The sequence below is a fragment of the Frankia nepalensis genome (assembly GCF_016786325.1).
In the GTDB taxonomy this organism is placed as follows: domain Bacteria; phylum Actinomycetota; class Actinomycetes; order Frankiales; family Frankiaceae; genus Pseudofrankia; species Pseudofrankia nepalensis.
Genome location: NZ_JADWYU010000152.1, coordinates 1 through 19,426, shown reverse-complemented (window position 1 = coordinate 19,426; position 19,426 = coordinate 1). Strand labels below are relative to the sequence as shown.

The window sequence follows — 19,426 nt, the reverse complement described above, 5'->3', positions numbered from 1 at the left end:
TCAGCTCCCGCCACCCCGCCGCCGGCCGGTGCCGCGGCTCCCGGCGGTGACCGCCATGACGGCCACGCCGGTGAACGCGAGGCCGATGGCGGCGGTGGTGGGGATGATCCAGTAACCCTCCGCGATGGGCAGGCCAGGCCCGACGAGAAGCAGCGCGCCACCGGCGGCGAGCACCGTCCCGACCGGCCGGAGCGGGCCGCCCGCGCGCAGCGCGGCGACGCCGAACAACAGGACGCCGAGGATGAACGCGAAACCGAGCGGCGCCGCGGCGACCGTCATGTCGGACTCGACGGCGTGCAGGGTCTCGTGGTCGACGTTCGGCGCGACGAACACCTCGACGACGGCGTTCGCCGGCATCGTCACGAACCCGACCCAGGTGAGCACCCGGGCGACGGCGGCCAGCCGGCCAGCGCCGAACCGGCGGGCGAACAGCGGCAGGCCGGCGGCGATGAGCACCGCGCCGATCGCGAAGATCACGTGCGCCGCCGCCCAGGTCGCCGCGTGCTCGGCGGCCTCGTTGTGCTCGAGCGGGTGCAGCAGGTTTCCGACGGCGAACAGGAGTCCGCCGGCTCCGAGCATCGCCCGGCGTGTCCGCGTGTCGTCCGCCGTGCCGGGCACGGGGGCCGCCTGTCCGCGGGGCGCGAACGGCTCCCCGGTCGCGGCTGCCGCTGGCTGAAGGGTGGACATGGTCTCTCCTTTTTCACCGGGCCGGCCTCGTCGCTGGGCCCGTCGCGCGGATACCATGCCGATCCGCGCTGGTGAACCGGCCGCGGCTGGCTTGCGTCCGCCTTGCGGGCCGCTGGCGTGCCTGGAGCCGGCTGGGCACAATGAGCCGCCGCCATCGAGGAGCCGCCGCCATCTCGTGCCCGGTGGCACACGCTCGCCGCGACGCCGCGGCGAGCCTGGAAGCTCACTCGGGGCGCGAGCGGGGGAGGGGCAGATCGACGCCGTGAGCGGTACTTCACCGGCCGCCGGTTCCGTCCGGTTCGGCGTGCTCGGCCCGACGGTCGCCGACTTCGGGGATGGCCGTTCGTTGGACCTCGGGCCTCGCCGGCGCCGGGAGCTGCTCACCCTCCTGCTGCTGCGTCCCGGTGCCGCCGTGACGATGGACGCGCTGGCCGACGAGCTGTGGCACGGCGAACCCCCGCCGGCGGCCCGTTCCACGCTGCAGGCCCACCTGTCGGCGCTGCGCCGTGTGCTGGAGCCGGGCGCGGGCGCGCCGTACCGGCTGCTGGTCACCCGGGGCCCGGCCTACCTGATCGCCGCCGGCGCCATGGACCTCGACAGCGGGCGGTTCGACGAGTCGCGGGCCCTGGCCCGCCGGGCGCGTGCCGCCGGCGACGTGTCCGGTGCCCGCGCCCATCTGGAGCGCGCCCTCGCGCTGTGGCGCGGCGAGCCGTTCGCCGACCTGGAAGCGCACGCCGCGGCCGAGGCGACCCGGGTGCGGCTCGCCGAGGACCGCGCCACCGCCGAGGCGGATCTGCTCGCCGTTCGGCTCGACCTGGGGGAGCACGACGGGATCGTCGGCGAGCTGCGGGTGTTCGCCGAGCGGCATCCTTCACGCGAGCGCGCGTACGCCCTGCTCGCCACCGCGCTGTACCGGGGCGGGCGGCAGGCCGAGGCGCTGGACGCGCTGCGCGCGGCGCGGCGCGCGCTCGCCGGCGGTCTCGGCCTGGAACCGGGCCCGGAGCTGCGCGATCTGGAGACGAGGATCCTGCGCCAGGACCCCGCCCTCGCCGGCCCGCGGGCCCTGGCGACGGGGCCCGCGCCGGCGCGTCCCGAGGAAGACGGCGGTCCGGGCCTGCTCGGGCGGGACGGCGAGCTCGCCGCGCTGACACGGGCGTGGGAGCGGGCCGTCGCGAGCCGGTCGGTGGGTATCGCGGTGGTGCGCGGCCCGGCGGGCATCGGCAAGACCAGGCTGGTGGAGGAGCTCGCCCGGTCGGTGCGGGCGGAGGTCCGGTGGGGGCGGTGCACCCAGGTCTCCGGCGCGCCGGCCTACTGGCCGTGGCGGCAGCTGCTGCGTGGCCTGCCCGCCGACGTGGTCGGCGCGTTCGGCGCGGGCCGGGACACCGACGGGCCCGCCCGGTTCGAGGTGGCGCTGGCGATCGGGCGCCACCTGGCCGACCTCGCCGCGGCCGGCCCGGTTCTGGCGATGCTGGAGGACCTGCACTGGGCCGACGCCGCGTCGATGGCCGTGCTGGAGATCCTCGCCACCGAGCTGCGGGACGTCCCGCTGCTGCTGGTCTGCACGCTACGGCCGGAGCCTCCCGCCGCGCCGGACACGTCCGGCGCGGGGCCGGTGTCCGGCGAGCAGCCGCGCCGGCTGCTCGGCGTCCTCGCCCGTCATCCCGCGCTCGTCCGGACCGAGCTGGCCGGGCTCGCGCCGCCGGAGGTCGACCAGCTGTTTCGCGCGGTGAGCGGTGCCGCGCTGACCGAGGCTTCGGCGGCCGCCGTCCGCGAGCGCACGGCCGGCAACCCGTTCTTCGTCGTCGAACTGGCCCGGCTGGCGGCGGCCACGTCGGTCGAGCGGGCCACCGCGCCCGGGGCGCTGCCCGCCGGGGTGCGCGACGCGGTGCTCGCGCGCCTGGCGGCGATGCCCGCCGCGATGCGGCGCCTGCTCGGGACGATGGCCGTCGCCGGTCGGGAGGCGGCGCTGCCGGTGGTGGCGACGGCCGCGCGCCTCACCCAGGCCGAGGCGCTCGACGCGCTGGACACGGCCGTCGCCGCGGACCTCGCCGAGGCCCCGAGCCCTGGCCGGGCGCGGTTCACCCACGACCTGGTCCGCGACGCGGTGCTGGCCGGACTGGGGGCTGGCGAGCACGCCAGGCTCTCCGGACTCGTCGCCGACGCGCTCGTGGCCCACCAGGGCGCCGCGCTGCCCGCCGCGGTGCTCGCGCATCATCTGCGCGCCGCCGCGGCCGGGCGCGTGGACGCGCGGGCCGCGCGGGCGCAGCTCGCGGCGGCGCGTGAGGCGCTCGCCCAGTTCGCGTTCGAGGACGCGGCCGCGTTCGCCGGTCAGGGCCTCGACCTGGCGCCGGGCGGAGAGGTGAGCCTGGTGGTCGACCTGATGACGGCACTGGGCGCCGCGCGCCGTCGGTATGCCGACCATGCCGAGGCACAGCGGGTACTCGCCGAGGCGGCGCGGCTCGCGGCGACGAACGGCGACCCGGTCCGCGCGGCGCTCGCGACCCTGGCTCGCGCGGGTGACGCCGTCGGTGGCTACAGCTCCCTGTTCTACAGCCCCGCCCCGGGCCTCGTCGCCGACCTGGAGGCGGCGGCGGCCGCGCTGCCGGCCGACGAGGGCGCGCGGCGGGTCCGGCTGCTCACCGCGGCGGCGGTCCGCGCCTGCTACGACGACGCGGACACGGCGAGCCGGGTCATCGGCCTGGCCGCCGCGGCGGCCCGCGCCGGGGCGCCCCCGGAGCCGGGCGAGCTGGCGGATCCCGAGGCGGCTGGGCCGGCGGAGCCGGCGGGCCTGCTGGTCGCCCGGGCTCTGGCGGCCTGGACACCTCAGCACGCCTCGCGTCGGCTGGCGCTCGCGGACGCGCTGCTCGCCCGCGCCGGCGGGCCGGCGGGCACCGAGCTGGTCGCCCGGCACCTGCGGCGGGCGGCACTGTGGGAGCTGGGTGACGTCGCCGGCGCGGACGCCGAGTCGGCGGTCTTCACCCGGCGGCTGGGCCAGACGCGCGACCCCGACTTCGACCTGCTCGACCGCTGCTGGCAGGCGATGCGCCATCTTCACGCCGGGCGGTACGGCGCCGCCGGCGAGGTGGCGGCGCTGCTGGCCACGCCCCGGCCGGAGGTGACGACGGGAGCGGTCACCCTGCTCACGCAGTCGGTCGGCACGATCCACGGCCTCACCGCCTGGGACCGCGGCGCCATGAGCCAGCTGCTCCCCCAGATGGAGGACCTGGAGGAGCAGGTGATCGCCGAGTGGGCGTTGATCCGCGCGCTCGCGCTCGTGGAGAACGGCCGGGGGCCGGCGGCCGCCACGGAGGTGCGCCGCCTCGTCCGGCCGGACCTCGCCGACGTGCCGGCGGGGGTGCTCGAGCCCGTGTATGTCGTGAACCTCGCGGAGATCATCGCCCAGCTCGACGAGCCCGCGCCTGATCTCGTGGAGCGGGCGCACGCCCTCCTGGACCGGCTGACAGCGTACGGTGACACGCTGGTCACGTTCATCCCCGGCCTGGTCTGCATGGGTCCCGCGGCGCTGTACCGGGGCGGGCTCGCCCTCGCGCTGGGGCGGGTGGACGAGGCCATCGGGCAGTTGCGCGCGGCGCTGGAGCTGGCCGGGGCCGCCGGCGGCGTGCCGTTCGCGGTCCGCGCGCGGCGGCGGCTCGCGCTCGCGCTGCGTCGGGCCGGCCACGAGGCCGAGGCGGCAGACCTCGACCGTGCCGCCGCCCGGGACGCCGCGGCGATCGGCATGCGCCTCCCGTATCTCCGGCCCGGTCCCTAGGGCTCCGTCCCCGTGGGGCCGCCGACCGCGCCCGCCGGTCCTGTCGGACTGCCGCGAAGCGCGCGCGTGCCAGGCCGCCCACGCGGATGCGAATGGATTCCATGGAAACAAACCTCGATATTGACGCCGGATTGCAATCGATCTGGTCGACTGCGCCGTGGCGGCACGGTAAGCGCTTTCAAAAGCTCCATCGATGGCGTGAACCAGGAATGGGTGGCCTTCTTCGGGGTGATAACCGGTCCCGGTTCCGGTGGCATCGCCGAAATGCCCTACGCTGTTCCTGTGTGCTCTCTGACAAACACCCATGACGGCGGTGCGCGGCGCGCGGACGAGGCGACCGGGCGGCCGCTCGACATCCGAACGGCGCGGGCGGAGATGGCGGTGGCGCAGGCCGGTTCGGGCAGGGCGCTCGCGTCGGCCGTCGAGGCCTGGCTGCTGGCGGGCGGCTGGGAACTCGGCTGCCGGGGCGCCGGCTGCGTGTCGCTGCGCCGCTTCGAGGACGGGCCGCCAGGGTGGCTGAAGGACGCCTGGGACGAGGAGCTACGCGCGCGAGGCTGGGGGCCGGCGACGGTGCGTGCCCTGCTCGTCGTCGGCTACGACGAGACGAGGTTCTACTGGTGGACGACCGAGGACGCCCGTGTCATGGCTCCCGCCATCACTATCGCGGGGCGGAACGCCTTCCGGTCCGGTGAGGACGGCGGGATCGTCGTCGGGGTGGCCAGCGTGCTGGATGTCGCCGCCTACATCCTGCGCGAGCGGGGGTCGATGGCGGCGCCCAGGCTACAGATTCTCGTGTACTACGCGCAGGCGTGGAGCCTGGCCCGGCATCGGCGGGCGATCTTTCCCGAGCCGGTCCACGGCTGGCGGGATGGTCCTGTCGTGCCCGCGCTCTACCAGGCTTCCCGGGGTTTCCAGCTACGGCCCGGCGACATTCGTGGCGTGCCGGAACACCTCATTCGCGGGGAGCGGGCGATCATCGACATGATCCTCGACTCCTACGGGCGGCTGAGCCTGAGCCAGCTGCGCGCGTTCGCGTGTGGGGAGCGGCCGTGGCGCGAGGCGAGCCGCGCGCTGGCCAGCGGTGGCGGCGAGGTGGAGATCTCCTGGCGCTGCCTGGCCGGGTTCTACGCGGACCTCGACCGGCGCGGCGAAGGGTTCGCCACGGTCCTGGCCGTCACTCCTGACCCCGACGACGCCGACGGCGGCCGCGGCAGGTAGCCCGCGGAAGCCGTCGCAATCCGTGGGCGGTGTTCGTGTGCTCCGTGCCGCCGGCCATACAAGCGCCCGGATTTCGAACGGGAGCGCGGAGGTTGTTCGCCCAACGGTTGCGCGCGGCCCGGACAACTCTGGCGGAGGTTTCACGGTGTTCATCGCCGACGACGCCGCGTAGTTGAATCTGGTCGTCAGAACGGCGCTATCGCGCCTGGAAGTTTGTGACTGGCGAGTAAGTGACCTTTAACCCTCCTGACGGGACGCCGGAATGCTTCTACGATCCGCGCGGATGCCTCATCGGTGAATCTCCCGGCGCCGCCCTTCCGGCGCGTCCGGCACCGGCGGCAGTGAGGAGAACCGGAAGATGACAGCCGCCGCCACCCCCGAGACCAGCGGCACCTCGCGGATCCCCATACCCGCTCCCCGAGTCGCGCGCCCGGGGGGTACCGGCCGCGCGCCCGGCGGCGCGCGGCTGCTCGGCCTCGGCGCCTACCGGCCCGTGGGCAGGCTCACCAGCGAGGAACTGGCCGGCAGGTTCGGCCGGACCGCCCAGTGGGTCGAGGGCCGCACCGGATTCGTCACCCGCGGGGTCGCCGCCGCCGACGAGACCATCGGCGTGATGGCGCTCGCCGCGGCGCGGGAAGCGCTGGCCGACAGCGGCCTGACGGCGGCCGACGTCGACCTGGTGATGGTCGCGACCTGCAGCAGCCAGCCACGGGCCGGCGTCGTCGCCGCCGAGGTCGCCGCCGGCCTTGGCGCGCCCGCCGCCGCGACCGTGGACTTCAACGCGGCCTGCGCGGGCTTCTGCTACGCGGTCGCGGCCGCCGCCGACTCGGTACGCGCGGGCACGGCCCGCCACGCGGTCGTCGTCGGCGCCGAGCGGATGACCGACTACATCGACCCCGCCGACCTGGGCACGTCGATCATCTTCGGGGACGGCGCCGGCGCGGTCGTCATCGGGCCGGCCGAGGCGGGCGCCGAGGGGGAGCCGGCCGCGATCGGCCCGGTCACCTGGGGCAGCGACGGCTCGAAAGCGTCGCTCATCCAGGTCGAGCCGGACAGCCAGCGGATGCGGATGGAGGGCCAGGCGGTCTTCCGGTGGGCCACCGGGAGCGTGCACCGGGTGGCGCTCGCCGCCTGCGAGCGTGCCGGCGTCGCCCCCAAGGACCTCGCCGCCGTCATCCCGCACCAGGCCAACCTGCGCATCGTCAACGCCCTCGCCGAGAAGCTCGGCGCCGTCAGGGCGGTGGTCGCGCGCGACGGCGCCGACGCCGGCAACACGTCGGCCGCGTCCATCCCGCTCGCGCTGCACCGGCTGCACCGCAACCGGGCGGTGCGGGCCGGCGACCTCGCCCTGCTCGTGGGGTTCGGCGCCGGACTGGCCTGGGCCGCACAGGTGGTCCGGGTTCCCTGACACAACCGCGGACATCGGGCTTCTGGCCTACTACCAGCCCTTTCGGTGATACGCCAGCGATACGCAAGAAATGCGGATCTCCGCATAGGAGAACTACGATGTCGTCTTAGCATCGTGGGCGCAGCCGCCACGATCGCGACGCCAGGCCACGATCGCGACCGCGATCGATTCAGGAGGGTTAGATGGGCAAGCTGGACGGCAAGGTCGCCTTCATCACCGGCGCCGGGCGCGGGCAGGGGCGTAGCCACGCGATCAAGCTCGCGAGCGAGGGTGCCAGCATCATCGCGGTCGACATCTGCGAGGACATCCCGACCGTCAACTACGAGATGGCGAGCGCGGAGGACCTGGCGCAGACCGTCAAAGAAGTTGAGGCGGCCGGCGGCAGCATCGTCGCCGTCAAGGCCGACGTGCGGATCAAGGAGCAGCTGAAGGCCGCGCTCGACCAGGGCCTCGCCCAGTTCGGCAAGGTGGACATCGTCCTCGCGAACGCCGGCATCCTGCCGATGAACGACCGCACACTGATCGAGGGCTTCATCGACGGCATGGACGTCGACTTCGTCGGCGCGCACAACACTGTCGCGGTCGTCGCCCCGCATCTTCAGGCCGGTGCCTCGATCATCATCACCGGCTCCACCGCCGGCCTGATGAAGAACACCACCGAGGCGATGGGCAAGACCGGCGGTGTGGCGTACTCGTTCGCCAAGCGCCTGGTCTTCCAGTACGTCGAGACGCTCGCGCTCCAGCTGGCGCCGCACAACATCCGGCTGAACGCGATCCACCCGACCAACGTGAACACTCGGCTGCTGCAGAACGACGACATCTACCGCGCGTTCCGCCCGGACCTCGTCGCGGAAGGCAAGACGCCGACCCGCGAGGACGCCGAGGTCGCCTTCCCGTTCATGCAGCCGATGCCGATCTCGTTCCTCGAGCCCGGTGACGTCTCCGCGCTGGTGCTGTTCCTGGCCAGCGAGGACTCGCGCTACATCACGGGCCTCAACATCCGGCTCGACGCCGGCGCGATGCTCAAGGGCGAGATCGCCATCGGCAGCTGAGCCCGCGCGTACCCCGTGGCGCGTCAGCACGGCTCGGCCGTGCTGACGCGCCACGCGTCGGTTGGAGCCCCGGCGCCCGCTGGAGCCGCGGCGGTCCGCCGGCCCCTTCCCGGGCCCATGCCGCGGCGGCGCCGGAGTCTCGACCGATCTTGTCAGTCTCGACCGGTCTCATCCCGATGCTGAGCCGGTCGGCCCAGGGTGAATCATGGGTTGCGGAGTCGACTGGAACGTCGGATATAGTATGCAATCTGCGTCTGGTGCGGCCCACTGGTCCGCTCGGTCTCACCGCCGTTGGTCCGGACGTGCCCCCGTCCCCGCCCTTCCAGGGAGCAGTCCATGGGAATCGAGATCAACTTAAAGGGTCGCCGGATCGTGGTGGTCGGAGCCTCGTCGGGCGTCGGCCGGTCCACCGCGCTCGCCGTCGCGGCCCGCGGCGGCGAGATCGCCGTCGTCGGCCGCCGCGCCCAGCAACTGGAAGAGGTGGTCGCCGCGGCGGGCGGAGGTGTCGCGATCCCGGCCGACCTGCGCGACGAGGACGCGTGCGCCCGCGTCGTGACGGCCGCGACGGACGCGCTCGGCTCGGTGGACGCGGTGCTGTTCCCGGTCGGCATCTCGCCGCTGCAGATGATGACGCGCCTGACCGCCGCCACCTGGTCGACCGCGTTCGCCACGAACGTCACCGGCCCGGCGCTGGTCACCGCCGCCGCGATCCGCGCCCGGCGGGAGCCCGGCCTCTTCCTCTATGTCTCCTCGGCCAACGTCGCGCAGCCGGCGCACGGTATGGGCGCCTACGGGGCGAGCAAGGCGGCGCTGGATCATTCGCTGCGGACCTGGCGACTGGAGCACCCCGAGCACCGCTTCCTGCGGCTCACGATCGGCGCGACCATGCCGACCGAGATCGCGAACGACTTCGACCACACGGTGCTCGGCGAGGTCCTGCCGAAGTGGGCGAGCAACGGCCTCGTCACGGCCGAATACATGCATGTCGACGACGTCGGCGTCGCGATCGCCGAGACGGTCGCGTTCGCGTTCGCGCATCCGGCCATCGCCGTCGACGACGTCACCCTCAACCCCGCGAGCGCGCCGGTCGACGCCACGACCCTGGCGACGATGGGCGAGCTGGCCACCGCCGGCGACTACGACGACCACATCGATCCCGTGACCGGCAACTTCAAGCTCTGACACCCGGCGGGTCCGACCACCTCGGCCGACGGCGCCGAGGCCCACCCGCGGCGCCGGCCGCGCCGGTACCCGCGGGCCGAACGCCCGCGGGCCGAACACCTGCGATCGGAGGTCCACGTGACGGACGAGGCGCGGCCGCTGGTCGCCGTCGAGTTCCGCGACGGGTACGCGGTGCTCACACTCGACGACCCGGCGCACCGCAACGCGCTGTCGCTGGAACTGTCCGACGCGCTCGCCGCCGCCGTGGGGTCGGCGCTGGCGGAGGGCGCGGGGGCGATCGTGCTGGCCGCGACCCCACCGGTGTTCTCCGCCGGTGGCAACCTGGACGACCTGATCACGCCGAAGGCGCCGCTGCGGGCGCTGTACGCGGGGATGCTCGCGGTCGCGAACGCCCCGGTGCCGACGATCGCCGCCGTCGGCGGCGCGGCGATCGGCGCCGGGGTGAACCTGCCGCTGGCCTGCGACGTCGTGCTCGCCTCGCCGTCGGCGACGTTCGACCCGCGCTTCCTCGACGTCGGCATCCACCCCGGCGGGGGCCACCTGTGGCGACTGGCCCACCGGGTAGGTCCGCAGGGCGCGGCGGCGCTGGTGCTCTGCGGCGACCGGCTGACCGGCGCGGAGGCGGCCGCGGCGGGGCTCGCCTGGCGCTGCGTGCCGGACGACGAGCTGCTGGACCGGGCCTGCGCGCTGGCGGCCCGCGCCGCGGGCCGCCAGCGCGACCTGGTGACACGTACCAAGGAGACGCTGCGGGCGAGCCTGGCGATGACGTCCTCGGACGAGGCGGTCTCCCTGGAGCTGGCCGCCCAGGAGTGGTCGGTCGCCCGGCCGGGCTTCGCCGACCACGTCCGGGAACTGCGCGACCGGCTGCGCGCGGCCAGGAGGTAGCGACCCGCGAGGGCCACGCGCCCGCCGAACTGATCGGTGAGACCGGTCGACCTGGCGGCCAAACCGATGGTCAGGGGGCGAAACTTACCGCGGTGGTGTTCGCGCCGCTGATCACGACGGTGACGGCCTCGTCGGGCGCGGGTAGGTACCTGCCAGCGAGAACGGCGGCTAGGGCGGCGCAACCACCCGGCTCGGCAACGAGGCGTAGCCGGTCCCACAGAATCTCCTGGGCCTGCCGGATCTGGTCATCGGTCACCAGAACCACCTGGTCGACGTAACGACTGATGATCCGGAAGGTGTGCTCGCCGACCCGGCGAGGCGCGAGGGAGTCGACCGCGACGCCGCCGGCGGGGGCGTCAACCGGGCGTCCCGCCGCCAGAGCCCGCGTCAGGGTCGGCGCGCTCTCAGGTTCGGCGCCCACGACGCGTGTTCGGTGGACGCACCATCCCGCGATGCCCGCGAGCAGCCCGCCACCGCCGACAGACGCCAACACGGTCGCCGTCTGGCCAACCTGTCGTTCGAGCTCGACGGCGAGCGTCGCCGCGCCGAGGATCGTCTCGATCTGGTCGAAGGCAGGCACCGGCAACGCACCGGAACCGGCCGCCCAGACGCCGCTGGCCTCATGAGCCTCGGCGTAGGTCGCGCCCGTGACCACGAGCTCGGCGCCATACCCACGTATCCGGGAGATCTTCGCCGGCGAGGAGACCTCCGGCACATAGATCCGCGCCGGAACTCCCCGGACGTGGGCGGCATACGCGACGGCGGCGCCGTGGTTGCCGCCGGAGGCCGCGACGACTCCGGCTTCAGGGACGCCGCGCAGCAGCAGGTTGGCGAATGCGCCGCGTGCCTTGAACGACCCGGAGTGCTGGAGGTGTTCGAGCTTGAGAGCGAGGGGCCCGGGCGCGAGTCCGAAATCGGCCCGGTCGATTCCGAGGACTGGAGTTCGCCGCAGGTAAGGCCGCAGAATCTCGTCGACTGACGCGATGACCTCGGGAGTGACAGCATCCGTCGTGGTGATGCCGCGGGCAGCGGCGTCGCTCACAGCTCGGCTCCGACCCGCCGCTTGAGGTTCTCGATCGCGTTCTCGTCGCGTTTGTAGAAGGTCCACTGCCCGGCTCGCCTGGCCGTGACGAGGCCGGCCCTCGCCAGCACCTGTAGGTGAGCGGTGGCGGTTGGCGCGGCCACACCGAGCTTGTCGGCGATGAACATGACGCAGACGCCGTCCTCGACGAGGTCTCCGTACCGCTGCGGCGGGAAGTGCCGGGTGGGGTCGCGCAGCCAGCGCAGGATGGTCAGCCGCTTCTCGTTGGCGAGGGCGTGGAACGTCTCACCGAGGCTCATAGCTAATTAGCTAACTATCTTGTCGCGCGGCTCCGCAAGTCCCGCGGGTGATCGACGGCTGACCGACCCCGCCACGCCCGCCGGCTACAGCCGCTGGGCGAGCAGCTCCCGGTGGTACGCGGGGTCGCCGAACAGCACCCGTGAGCTCTTCGCCCGCTTGAAGTAGAGGTGGGCCGGGTGCTCCCAGGTGAAGCCGATGCCGCCGTGGATCTGGATGTTCTCAGCGGCGGCGTGCACGTAGGCGTCGGAGCAGTAGGCCTTGGCCAGGCTCGAGACCAGTGCGAGTTCCGGGTCGTCCGGTCGATCGGCCGCCGCGGCGGCGGCGTAGGCCGCCGAGCGGGCCGACTCGACCTCGACGAGCACGTCCGCGCACTTGTGCTTGATCGCCTGGAACGAGCCGATCGTCCGGCCGAACTGGACCCGGGTCTTCGCGTACTCGACGGCCATGTCCAGCACCCTGCCCGCGCCGCCGACCTGCTCGGCGGCCAGCGCCACGATCGCCAGTCGCACCGCCCGCTCGACGGCCGGCCAGGCGGCACCTTCCGCACCGATGAGCCGCCCGGGCACCCCCGCGAGGTCGAGGCGCGCCTGCCGGCGGGTCTGGTCCAGGGTCGCGAGACCGACGCGGCGCAGGCCGTCCGCGTCGCCGTCGACCGCGAAGAGGCTCACGCCGCCGCAGGTGCGGGCGGCGACGAGGACCAGCTCGGCGGTGGCGCCGTCCAGGACGAACATCTTGGTCCCCGAGATCCGCCAGCCGCCGGCGCCGCGTTCGGCCGTCGCCCGCACCGAGGACTCCTCGAAGCGTCCGTCGGCCTCGGTGACCGCCAGCGTCGCGACGGTCCCGGACGCGACCGGCGGCAGCAGGTCGGCCGCCGCGGCGTCGTCGCCGGCGGCGAGCAGCGCCTGCGCGGCGGCGACCGTAGCCAGGTGGGGCGCGCACAGCAGTGCGGCGCCGCTCTCCTCGAAGACGACACCGATCTCGGCGAAGCCGCCGCCGACGCCGCCGAGCTCCTCCGGGATGCCCAAGCCCAGGACGCCGAGGTCCTCGGCCAGACCGCGCCACACGGCCGGGTCCCAGCCGGTGGGCGTGACCATGCTCGCGCGTACCGCCTCCTCGCCGGCGACGTCCGCGAGGAACTCGCGCATGACGCCGCGCAACTGCTCGCGTTCCTCACTGAACGACACGCTCACGCCAGACCTCCCGGGCGCCACCGAGGACGCCTTCCTTGACGCCTACAGATCCTTCGACTGCTTACAGGTCGGTCCAGCCCTCGTGCCGGTCGGCGCGGCTGGGCTGGCGGCCGATCCGCATCGGTGACAGCGGCGCGTCCCGCATCAGGAACCGGCCGAACGAGTCGCTCACCTCGTACAGCCGCTTCTTCCACCGGTTCACCGCGTCGCCGCCGAAGGTGGCCGCCTTCTCCAGCTCGGCCCAGGCCTGCATGCTCTCGATCGCCCACAGCAGCAGGCACTCGGAGTCGTCCGCGAGCGCCGTGCGGAACGCCCCGGCGAGCTTCCAGCCGAACGGCTCGAACACCGGCGTCGCCTCCTCGGCGACGATCTCCAGGAAGTCGCGGGCCGTGCCCCGCGGAACCCTGACCATCTCGTGCGCGTACACGTCGCCGCGTACCCCTTCGGCGCACAGCTGGGAGATCGTCGGCGCCCACGGCGCCGGCACGACCACCCGGTCGAGGCCGCCGCTGCGGTAGTTGGCCGCCTCCTCCCACCACTTGGCGAGCTTCGGGTCCTGGAAGGTGGCCGATTTGGTCTCGTGATCGAGGCCGGCCGCGAGCCCGTCGAAGCCGTCCTCCTCCCACATGTTGATCACCTGTGGCCAGCGGCCGGTCGTGCCGATGACGCCCCAGACGCCGTAGCAGAGCTGGTCGCGCTCCTCCTGGGCGATCGGGCTCCAGTTCGCCGTCATGTGGTGGACGTAGTTCGCCCGGTTCGAGCCCCGGATGTCGATGAACTCGTGGGTATAGACCTTGGTGTTGACGGTGCTCATGAGGCCAGCCTCTCCTCGCCGGAGGTGGCGGGCGTCGCGCGCCCACGGTCGCGCTGGCCGGTCCGGGCGGGCCGTTGGTGGCTCACGGGGGTGGCCAGCGCAGATTGTATATAACATACTTTCCGTCGAGGGCGAGGTGAACGTGTCAGTCGGTGAGTGGCTGGGCCGGTGGGGGCTGCCGTACGTCGTCACGACGCCCGGCGGCCCGGCCGCCGGGCGCGCGCTGCCGGGCATCCGCCCGGTGCCCGCGCCGGATCTCGCGTGCGCGCTCGCGCTCGCCGAGGCCGAGGCGACGATGGGCGCGGGCCTCGCGGCGCTCTGGGACGGCGAGGTGCTCACGCTGCTGTCCCGCCGGGTCGACGCCGGCGAACCCGTCACCGCCCGTTCGGCGGACGAGCTGGCGGACGTGGCCCGGTCCGCCCGTGAGTCCGGCGCCGGCGCGGTCGCGGTCCGCCTCGGCTTCGACCCGGCGTCGGCCGGCCCCGGCAGCGGTCCCGGCGCCGGCCTCGCTTCGCCGGGCCGGGCCGGCCACGAGGACCCGAGCCTGGCGCCCCGGCTCACGGGCCGGCCCTGGCTGCCCGGCGACGGCGGGATCACCGAGGCCGACCTGGTGCTCGCCGGGCGCGGGGTCGTGCGGGCCGACGCCACGGCGGCGCTACAGAGGTTCGCCGCGACCACCGGGCTGGGCGTGCTCAACACCTTCGCCGCCAAGGGCGTCTTCCACTGGGCGAGCCCCTACCACCTGGGCACCGGCTGCCTGCAGGAACGCGACCTGGCGCTCGCCGGCGCCCACCCAGACGCGCTCGTCGTCACCGTCGGGCTCGACGCCGACGAGTGCGCGCCCGCGTTGTTCTCCGCCGCGGGCCTCGACCCGGCGCGCACCCTGACCGTCGAGGTCACCGATCTGCCTGCGGCCGCCGAGTCCCTGCGCGCGCGGGTGCCGGTCGTCGAGGGCGGCGAGCGCCCCGCGCTCTACCGCGAGCTGTTCGCCGTGGTCCAGCCGCTCTACGCGCGGACCGGCGCGCCGCTGAACCCGGCGTGCGCGGCGGCCGACCTCGCCGCGGTCCTCGGCGAGGCGGGTGACGTCTGGACCGAGCCGGGCCCGGCGGCGCACTGGATCGCCAGGACGTTCTCGACGGTCCGGCTCGGCAGCGTCCGGGTGCCCGCGGCCGGCCGGGCCGGGACCGCGATCGCCGGGGCGCTGTCGGCCGGCCTGCGTGGCGCCGGCGCCGCGGTGGCCGTGGTCGACCGGCCGCCGACCTCCGGCGTCGCGGCGGACTGCCTCGCGTGGGCGGAGAAGCTCGGCGTCAGCCTCGTCGTCGAGGTCTGGGGGGAGCGCGGCGCGCCGCTGTCGTCGGCCGAGCACCGTGAGCGGCTGGCCGGCGCCCTGGTCACGCTGGGTGTGAGCGTCCTCGAACTTCCCGTCGACTACGCGGCGCTCGGCTCGCTCACCGCGGCGGCGGGCCCGGTGATCGCCTGGAAATCCGGTCGTAGTCCGGAGGGAACCGGGCACGGATCCGAGTAGTTTGAATCACAGTTCAGTATTCGGCCGGTAGATCCATTTCGTGGTACGGAGGGCGACGTGGGCAAGCTCGACGGGAAGGTCGCGTTCATCACCGGCGCGGCACGTGGGCAGGGGCGCAGCCACGCCATCAGGCTGGCCGGCGAGGGTGCAGACATCATCGCGGTCGACATCTGCGAGCAGATCGACAGCGTGCCGTACCCGCTGGCGACGCCGGAGGACCTCGCGGCGACCGTGAAGGAGGTCGAGGCGCTCGGCCGCCAGATCGTCGCGGTGAAGGCCGACGTACGGGAGCGCCCGACGCTGCAGGCGGCGCTCGACGAGGGCCTGGCCCGGTTCGGGCACCTCGACATCGTCTGCGCGAACGCGGGCATATGTCCCGCCATCGACTCCCACCTGGCCAGTGGCTTCGTGGACGGCATGGACGTCGACTTCGTCGGCGTGCTGAACACCGTCGCGGTGTCGCTGCCGCACCTCGGCGCGGGTGCCTCGGTCATCGTCACCGGCTCGACCGCCGGAATGATGAAGGGCACGACCGAGGCCATGGGCAACACCGGCGGGGTGGCCTACTCGCTGGCCAAGAAGATGATCGCGAACTACGTCGAGGTGCTGGCGCTGCAGCTCGCCCCGGCGAGCGTGCGGCTCAACGCCATTCACCCGACCAACACCAACACGCACCTGCTGCACAACGAGGTCGTGTACAAGGCGTTCCGGCCGGACATCGTGGCCGAGGGCCGGGCGCCGACCCGCGAGGAGGCGGAGCTCGCCTTCCCGGTGATGCAGGCGATGCCGATCCCCTACGTCGAGCCGGACGACATCTCGTCCCTGGTGCTGTTCCTCGCCAGCGACGACTCCCGCTACATCACCGGCCTCAACCTGCGGGTCGACGCCGGCGCGATGCTCAAGACCCCGATGTTCTGACCGTCCCGGCCGATCGACCCGGTGACCCGGCGACGTTGAAAGATTAAGATATATTTCGTGATCAAGAGAGTGGTCCCGTCCGCCGTCCGCCGTCCGCCGTCCGCCGTCCGCCGGCCGGCGGACGGTGACGTCGGGGAGGGGACGGGCCCCTGCCCGTGGCCGCCCCCTCGCCCGCGGGCTGACCCAGGAGCACCCGAGAACCCTGTACACGACGAGAAGGATCGCGTGACGATGGCGTCGTCAGCGCGGACGAGCGGAGGCTCGGTATGAACGTTGAAGACCTCATCCTGATCAGCGTCGACGACCACCTGGTCGAGCCGCCGAACATGTTCGAGGGGCGGCTGCCCGCGAGGTTCGACGACGTGGCGCCCAAGGTGGTCCGCCGCGACGACGGCTCCGACGTGTGGACGTTCAACGGCACGGTCATCCCGAACGTGGGGCTGAACGCGGTGGCCGGCCGGCCGAAGGAGGAGTACGGCGTCGAGCCGACCGCCTTCGACGAGATGCGCCCTGGGTGTTTCGACATCCACGAGCGGGTCAAGGACATGAGCGCCGCGGGCGTGCTCGGCTCGATGTGTTTCCCGTCGTTCCCGGGGTTCAGCGCCCGGCTGTTCGCGGCCGCGGACGACAAGGACCTGGCGCTGTCGGTCGTACAGGCCTACAACGACTGGCACATCGACGAGTGGTGCGGCGCCTACCCCGGCCGGTTCATCCCGATGGCGCTGCCGGTGCTGTGGGACCCGGAACTCGCCGCCAAGGAGGTCCGCCGGGTCGCGGCCAAGGGCTGCCACTCGCTGACCTTCACCGAGAACCCGGCGACCCTGGGCTACCCGAGCTTCCACAGCGCGCACTGGGACCCGCTGTGGCGGGCGCTGGTCGAGACCGACACGGTGCTCTCGATCCACCTCGGCTCGTCCGGCCAGCTCACGTTCACCGCGGCCGACGCCCCGATGGACGTCCTGATCACCCTGCAGCCGATGAACATCTGCAGCGCGGCGGCGGACCTGCTGTGGTCGCGGATCCCCAAGGAGTACTCGGACATCAAGATCGCCCTGTCCGAGGGCGGCACCGGGTGGATCCCGTACTTCCTCGAGCGCCTCGACCGGACCTACGACATGCACCACCTGTGGACCGGCCAGAACTTCGGCGGGAAGCTGCCGAGCGAGGTCTTCCGGGAGCACTTCCTGACCTGCTTCATCGAGGACCCGGTGGGCGTCGAGCTGCGCCACAAGATCGGCATCGACAACATCGCGTGGGAGTGCGACTACCCGCACTCGGACTCCAGCTGGCCGTGGCCGGGCGAGGAACTGCTCAAGTCCTGCGTCGGCGTGCCGGACGAGGACATCAACAAGATGTCGTACGAGAACGCGATGCGCTGGTACTCGTTCGACCCGTTCGCGCACCGGTCGAAGGAGCAGTCCACGGTCGGCGCGCTGCGCGCCGAGACCGCCGGCCACGACGTGGAGATCCGCCCCTTCGACAAGGGCCGCTTCGAGATCAAGCACGAGGGCATCTCGCTCGCCGAGATGACCAGCCGGGCCACGGCCTGACCCAGGCCTGACCAGGGCCCGGCGAAGGCCCGACCAGGCGCCACCGTCAGCGGCATCCGCCTCCGGGCGGGTGTCGCTGGCAGGCGCGCGCGCGAACCCGGCGGTCGACGGTTCCGCGGAACACCATGATCGGACGAGGCGGGCGGGAGACGGCGTGAGCGAGACTCGGGCAGGAAGCACCGTGGACGGCACCGGGAGCGTGGGCGCCTACGAGGGTCCGCCCGCGCCGGACTGGGACGCGGCCACGTACTGGGACCTGGTCGAGCGCCGGGCCGCCGCCACCCCCGACGCCGAACTGCTCCTCGACGACCTCGGCCGGTCGCTGACCGCGGCCGAGTTCAAGGGCGCCGCCGAGCGCGTCGCCGCGGCGCTCGCCGCGCGGGGGATCGGCGTCGGCACAGTCGTCAGCTGGCAGCTGCCGACGACGCTCGAGACGGCGGTGCTGATGGTCGCGCTGGCCCGCCTCGGCGCGGTCCAGAACCCGATCATCCAGACCCTGCGGGAGCGCGAGGTCGCCTACGTCACCGAGAAGGCCGCGACCTCGGTGTTCATCACGGTGCCGACCTGGCGCGGCTTCGACCACGAGGCGATGTTCCGCGCGATCATCGCCGAGCGCGGCGGGACGGCCGACCTGCTGCTCGTCGACCACCGCGCCGCCGCGGCCGCGGGCGGGCTCGCCCTGCCGATGGTCGCCGAGGGGGAGCCGGTCCCGCCACCGGCACCGCCGTCCGGCCCGGGCGAGGCCCGCTGGATCTACACCACCTCGGGCACCACCGCCGCCCCGAAGGGCGTCCTGCACACCGACGTCTCCGTGTCGGTCGCGGCGCGCGGCAACGTCGCGGGGGCGGAGCCGACGCCCGCCGACCTCTACCCGATCGCGTTCCCGATCGCGCACATCGGCGGCGCGGTCATGCTGGCCTCGTCGCTGCTGTCCGGCCTGCGCCTGATGCTGATCGACAGCTTCGACCCACAGGCCACGCCGCGAGCGATGGCCGCGCATGGCGCGACGATGCTCGGCTCGGCGCTGCCGTTCCTACGGGCTTACATCGGCGCCCAGGCGGCCGAGAGGGCCAAGGATCCTGGTGTCGTGCTCTACCCGAAGCTGCGGGCAACCTACAGCGGTGGCGCCCCCAAGCCCGCCGGCCTGCACGAGGAGGTGGCGCGCGAGCTGGGCGGGCGCGGGGTGCTCTCCAGCTGGGGAATGACCGAGTTCCCGCTGGCCACGCACGCGCGGCTCGACGACACCGACGACGAGCTCACGGTCACCGAGGGCCGCCCGGCTCCCGGCGTCGAGCTGCGGGTCGTCGGCTTCGACGGCGCCGGCTGCCCGCCCGGCGTCGAGGGCGAACTGCTGGTCCGCGGCCCGCAGCTCTTCGCCGGCTACCTCGGCGTGCCGGCTCGCGAGATCGCGGACCTCTTCGACGGCGACGGCTTCTTCCGCACCGGCGACCTGGGTGTCGTCGGCCCGCGCGGCCACGTCCGCATCACCGGCCGGCGCAAGGACGTCATCATCCGCAACGCGGAGAACATCGCCGCCGTCGAGGTCGAGGAGATCCTCGAGACCCACCCGGCCGTCGCCGAGGTCGCCGTCATCGGCCTGCCAGACCCCCGCACCGGCGAACGCTGCTGCGCCGTCGTCCGGCTCGCCGACGGCGCGGCCCCCGTGACGCTGGAGGACCTGGCGGCGCACGGCCTGGCGGCCGGCCTCGCGAAGTTCAAGCTTCCCGAGCAGCTCGAGTTCCTCGACGAGCTTCCGCGCACCGACATGGGCAAGATCGCCAAGAACGCCCTGCGCAAGCGGTTCACAGCCTGACCAGCCGGCCCCAGTTCACTGATCCGCCTGGAGTTTCGTTTGTGCTGGCCGGCGACGCGTCGCCGGCCAGCAC

At 73.6% G+C, this 19,426-nt stretch carries 15 protein-coding genes; 10 read left to right on the top strand and 5 right to left on the bottom strand.

Going from position 1 to position 19,426, the window contains the following annotated elements:
- On the bottom strand, nt 1-687 hold the full coding sequence (locus I6A81_RS23830; protein ID WP_203003773.1) for a hypothetical protein: 687 nt from the start codon (nt 685-687) through the stop codon (nt 1-3).
- 262 nt (nt 688-949) lie between these two features.
- On the opposite strand from I6A81_RS23830, the gene I6A81_RS23825 reads away from it, so the two are divergent.
- From I6A81_RS23825 to I6A81_RS23800, 6 genes are all read left to right on the top strand, one after another.
- Complete coding sequence (locus tag I6A81_RS23825) at nt 950-4,456, top strand: BTAD domain-containing putative transcriptional regulator (protein WP_203010309.1); 3,507 nt, start codon at nt 950-952, stop codon at nt 4,454-4,456.
- 282 nt (nt 4,457-4,738) lie between these two features.
- The gene (locus I6A81_RS23820; RefSeq protein WP_203003775.1) at nt 4,739-5,674 is read left to right on the top strand and encodes a Panacea domain-containing protein; all 936 of its coding nucleotides are present in this window, start codon (nt 4,739-4,741) and stop codon (nt 5,672-5,674) included.
- 358 nt (nt 5,675-6,032) lie between these two features.
- On the top strand, nt 6,033-7,082 hold the full coding sequence (locus I6A81_RS23815; protein ID WP_203003776.1) for a beta-ketoacyl-ACP synthase 3: 1,050 nt from the start codon (nt 6,033-6,035) through the stop codon (nt 7,080-7,082).
- A 182-nt stretch (nt 7,083-7,264) separates the two neighbouring features.
- Nucleotides 7,265-8,134: a mycofactocin-coupled SDR family oxidoreductase gene (locus I6A81_RS23810; RefSeq protein WP_203003777.1), complete on the top strand. Its 870-nt coding sequence runs from the start codon at nt 7,265-7,267 to the stop codon at nt 8,132-8,134.
- Nucleotides 8,135-8,470: 336 nt separating this feature from the next.
- On the top strand, nt 8,471-9,316 hold the full coding sequence (locus I6A81_RS23805; RefSeq protein WP_203003778.1) for an SDR family oxidoreductase: 846 nt from the start codon (nt 8,471-8,473) through the stop codon (nt 9,314-9,316).
- A gap of 117 nt (nt 9,317-9,433) precedes the next feature.
- Nucleotides 9,434-10,201: an enoyl-CoA hydratase-related protein gene (locus I6A81_RS23800; protein WP_307874865.1), complete on the top strand. Its 768-nt coding sequence runs from the start codon at nt 9,434-9,436 to the stop codon at nt 10,199-10,201.
- Nucleotides 10,202-10,271: 70 nt separating this feature from the next.
- On the opposite strand, the gene I6A81_RS23795 is transcribed toward I6A81_RS23800, so the two are convergent.
- From I6A81_RS23795 to I6A81_RS23780, 4 genes are all read right to left on the bottom strand, one after another.
- Nucleotides 10,272-11,243 carry a threonine/serine dehydratase gene (locus tag I6A81_RS23795; protein ID WP_203007966.1) on the bottom strand — a complete coding sequence of 324 codons (972 nt, stop codon included), beginning with the start codon at nt 11,241-11,243 and terminating at the stop codon, nt 10,272-10,274.
- Nucleotides 11,240-11,542 (bottom strand): ArsR/SmtB family transcription factor, encoded by a 303-nt coding sequence (locus I6A81_RS23790; protein WP_203007968.1) that lies wholly within the window; start codon nt 11,540-11,542, stop codon nt 11,240-11,242. The genes I6A81_RS23795 and I6A81_RS23790 overlap by 4 nt, the downstream gene beginning before the upstream one ends.
- An 84-nt stretch (nt 11,543-11,626) precedes the next feature.
- A complete protein-coding gene (locus I6A81_RS23785) occupies nt 11,627-12,733 on the bottom strand; it encodes an acyl-CoA dehydrogenase family protein (RefSeq protein ID WP_203007969.1) in 1,107 nt (368 codons plus the stop codon).
- Nucleotides 12,734-12,794: 61 nt separating this feature from the next.
- Nucleotides 12,795-13,547 (bottom strand): NIPSNAP family containing protein, encoded by a 753-nt coding sequence (locus I6A81_RS23780; RefSeq protein WP_203007970.1) that lies wholly within the window; start codon nt 13,545-13,547, stop codon nt 12,795-12,797.
- Between the two features lie 142 nt (nt 13,548-13,689).
- On the opposite strand from I6A81_RS23780, the gene I6A81_RS23775 reads away from it, so the two are divergent.
- The 4 genes from I6A81_RS23775 to I6A81_RS23760 all read left to right on the top strand — a co-directional run bounded on the left by I6A81_RS23775 (nt 13,690) and on the right by I6A81_RS23760 (nt 19,353).
- Nucleotides 13,690-15,072 carry an acetolactate synthase large subunit family protein gene (locus tag I6A81_RS23775; protein WP_203010308.1) on the top strand — a complete coding sequence of 461 codons (1,383 nt, stop codon included), beginning with the start codon at nt 13,690-13,692 and terminating at the stop codon, nt 15,070-15,072.
- 57 nt (nt 15,073-15,129) lie between these two features.
- Nucleotides 15,130-15,990, top strand: coding sequence for a mycofactocin-coupled SDR family oxidoreductase (locus tag I6A81_RS23770; protein ID WP_203005334.1), 861 nt, complete (start codon nt 15,130-15,132; stop codon nt 15,988-15,990).
- A gap of 266 nt (nt 15,991-16,256) precedes the next feature.
- Nucleotides 16,257-17,540 carry an amidohydrolase family protein gene (locus I6A81_RS23765; RefSeq protein ID WP_203005333.1) on the top strand — a complete coding sequence of 428 codons (1,284 nt, stop codon included), beginning with the start codon at nt 16,257-16,259 and terminating at the stop codon, nt 17,538-17,540.
- Nucleotides 17,541-17,739: 199 nt separating this feature from the next.
- A complete protein-coding gene (locus tag I6A81_RS23760; protein ID WP_407661354.1) occupies nt 17,740-19,353 on the top strand; it encodes an AMP-binding protein in 1,614 nt (537 codons plus the stop codon).
- The last annotated feature ends 73 nt before the right edge of the window (nt 19,354-19,426 follow it).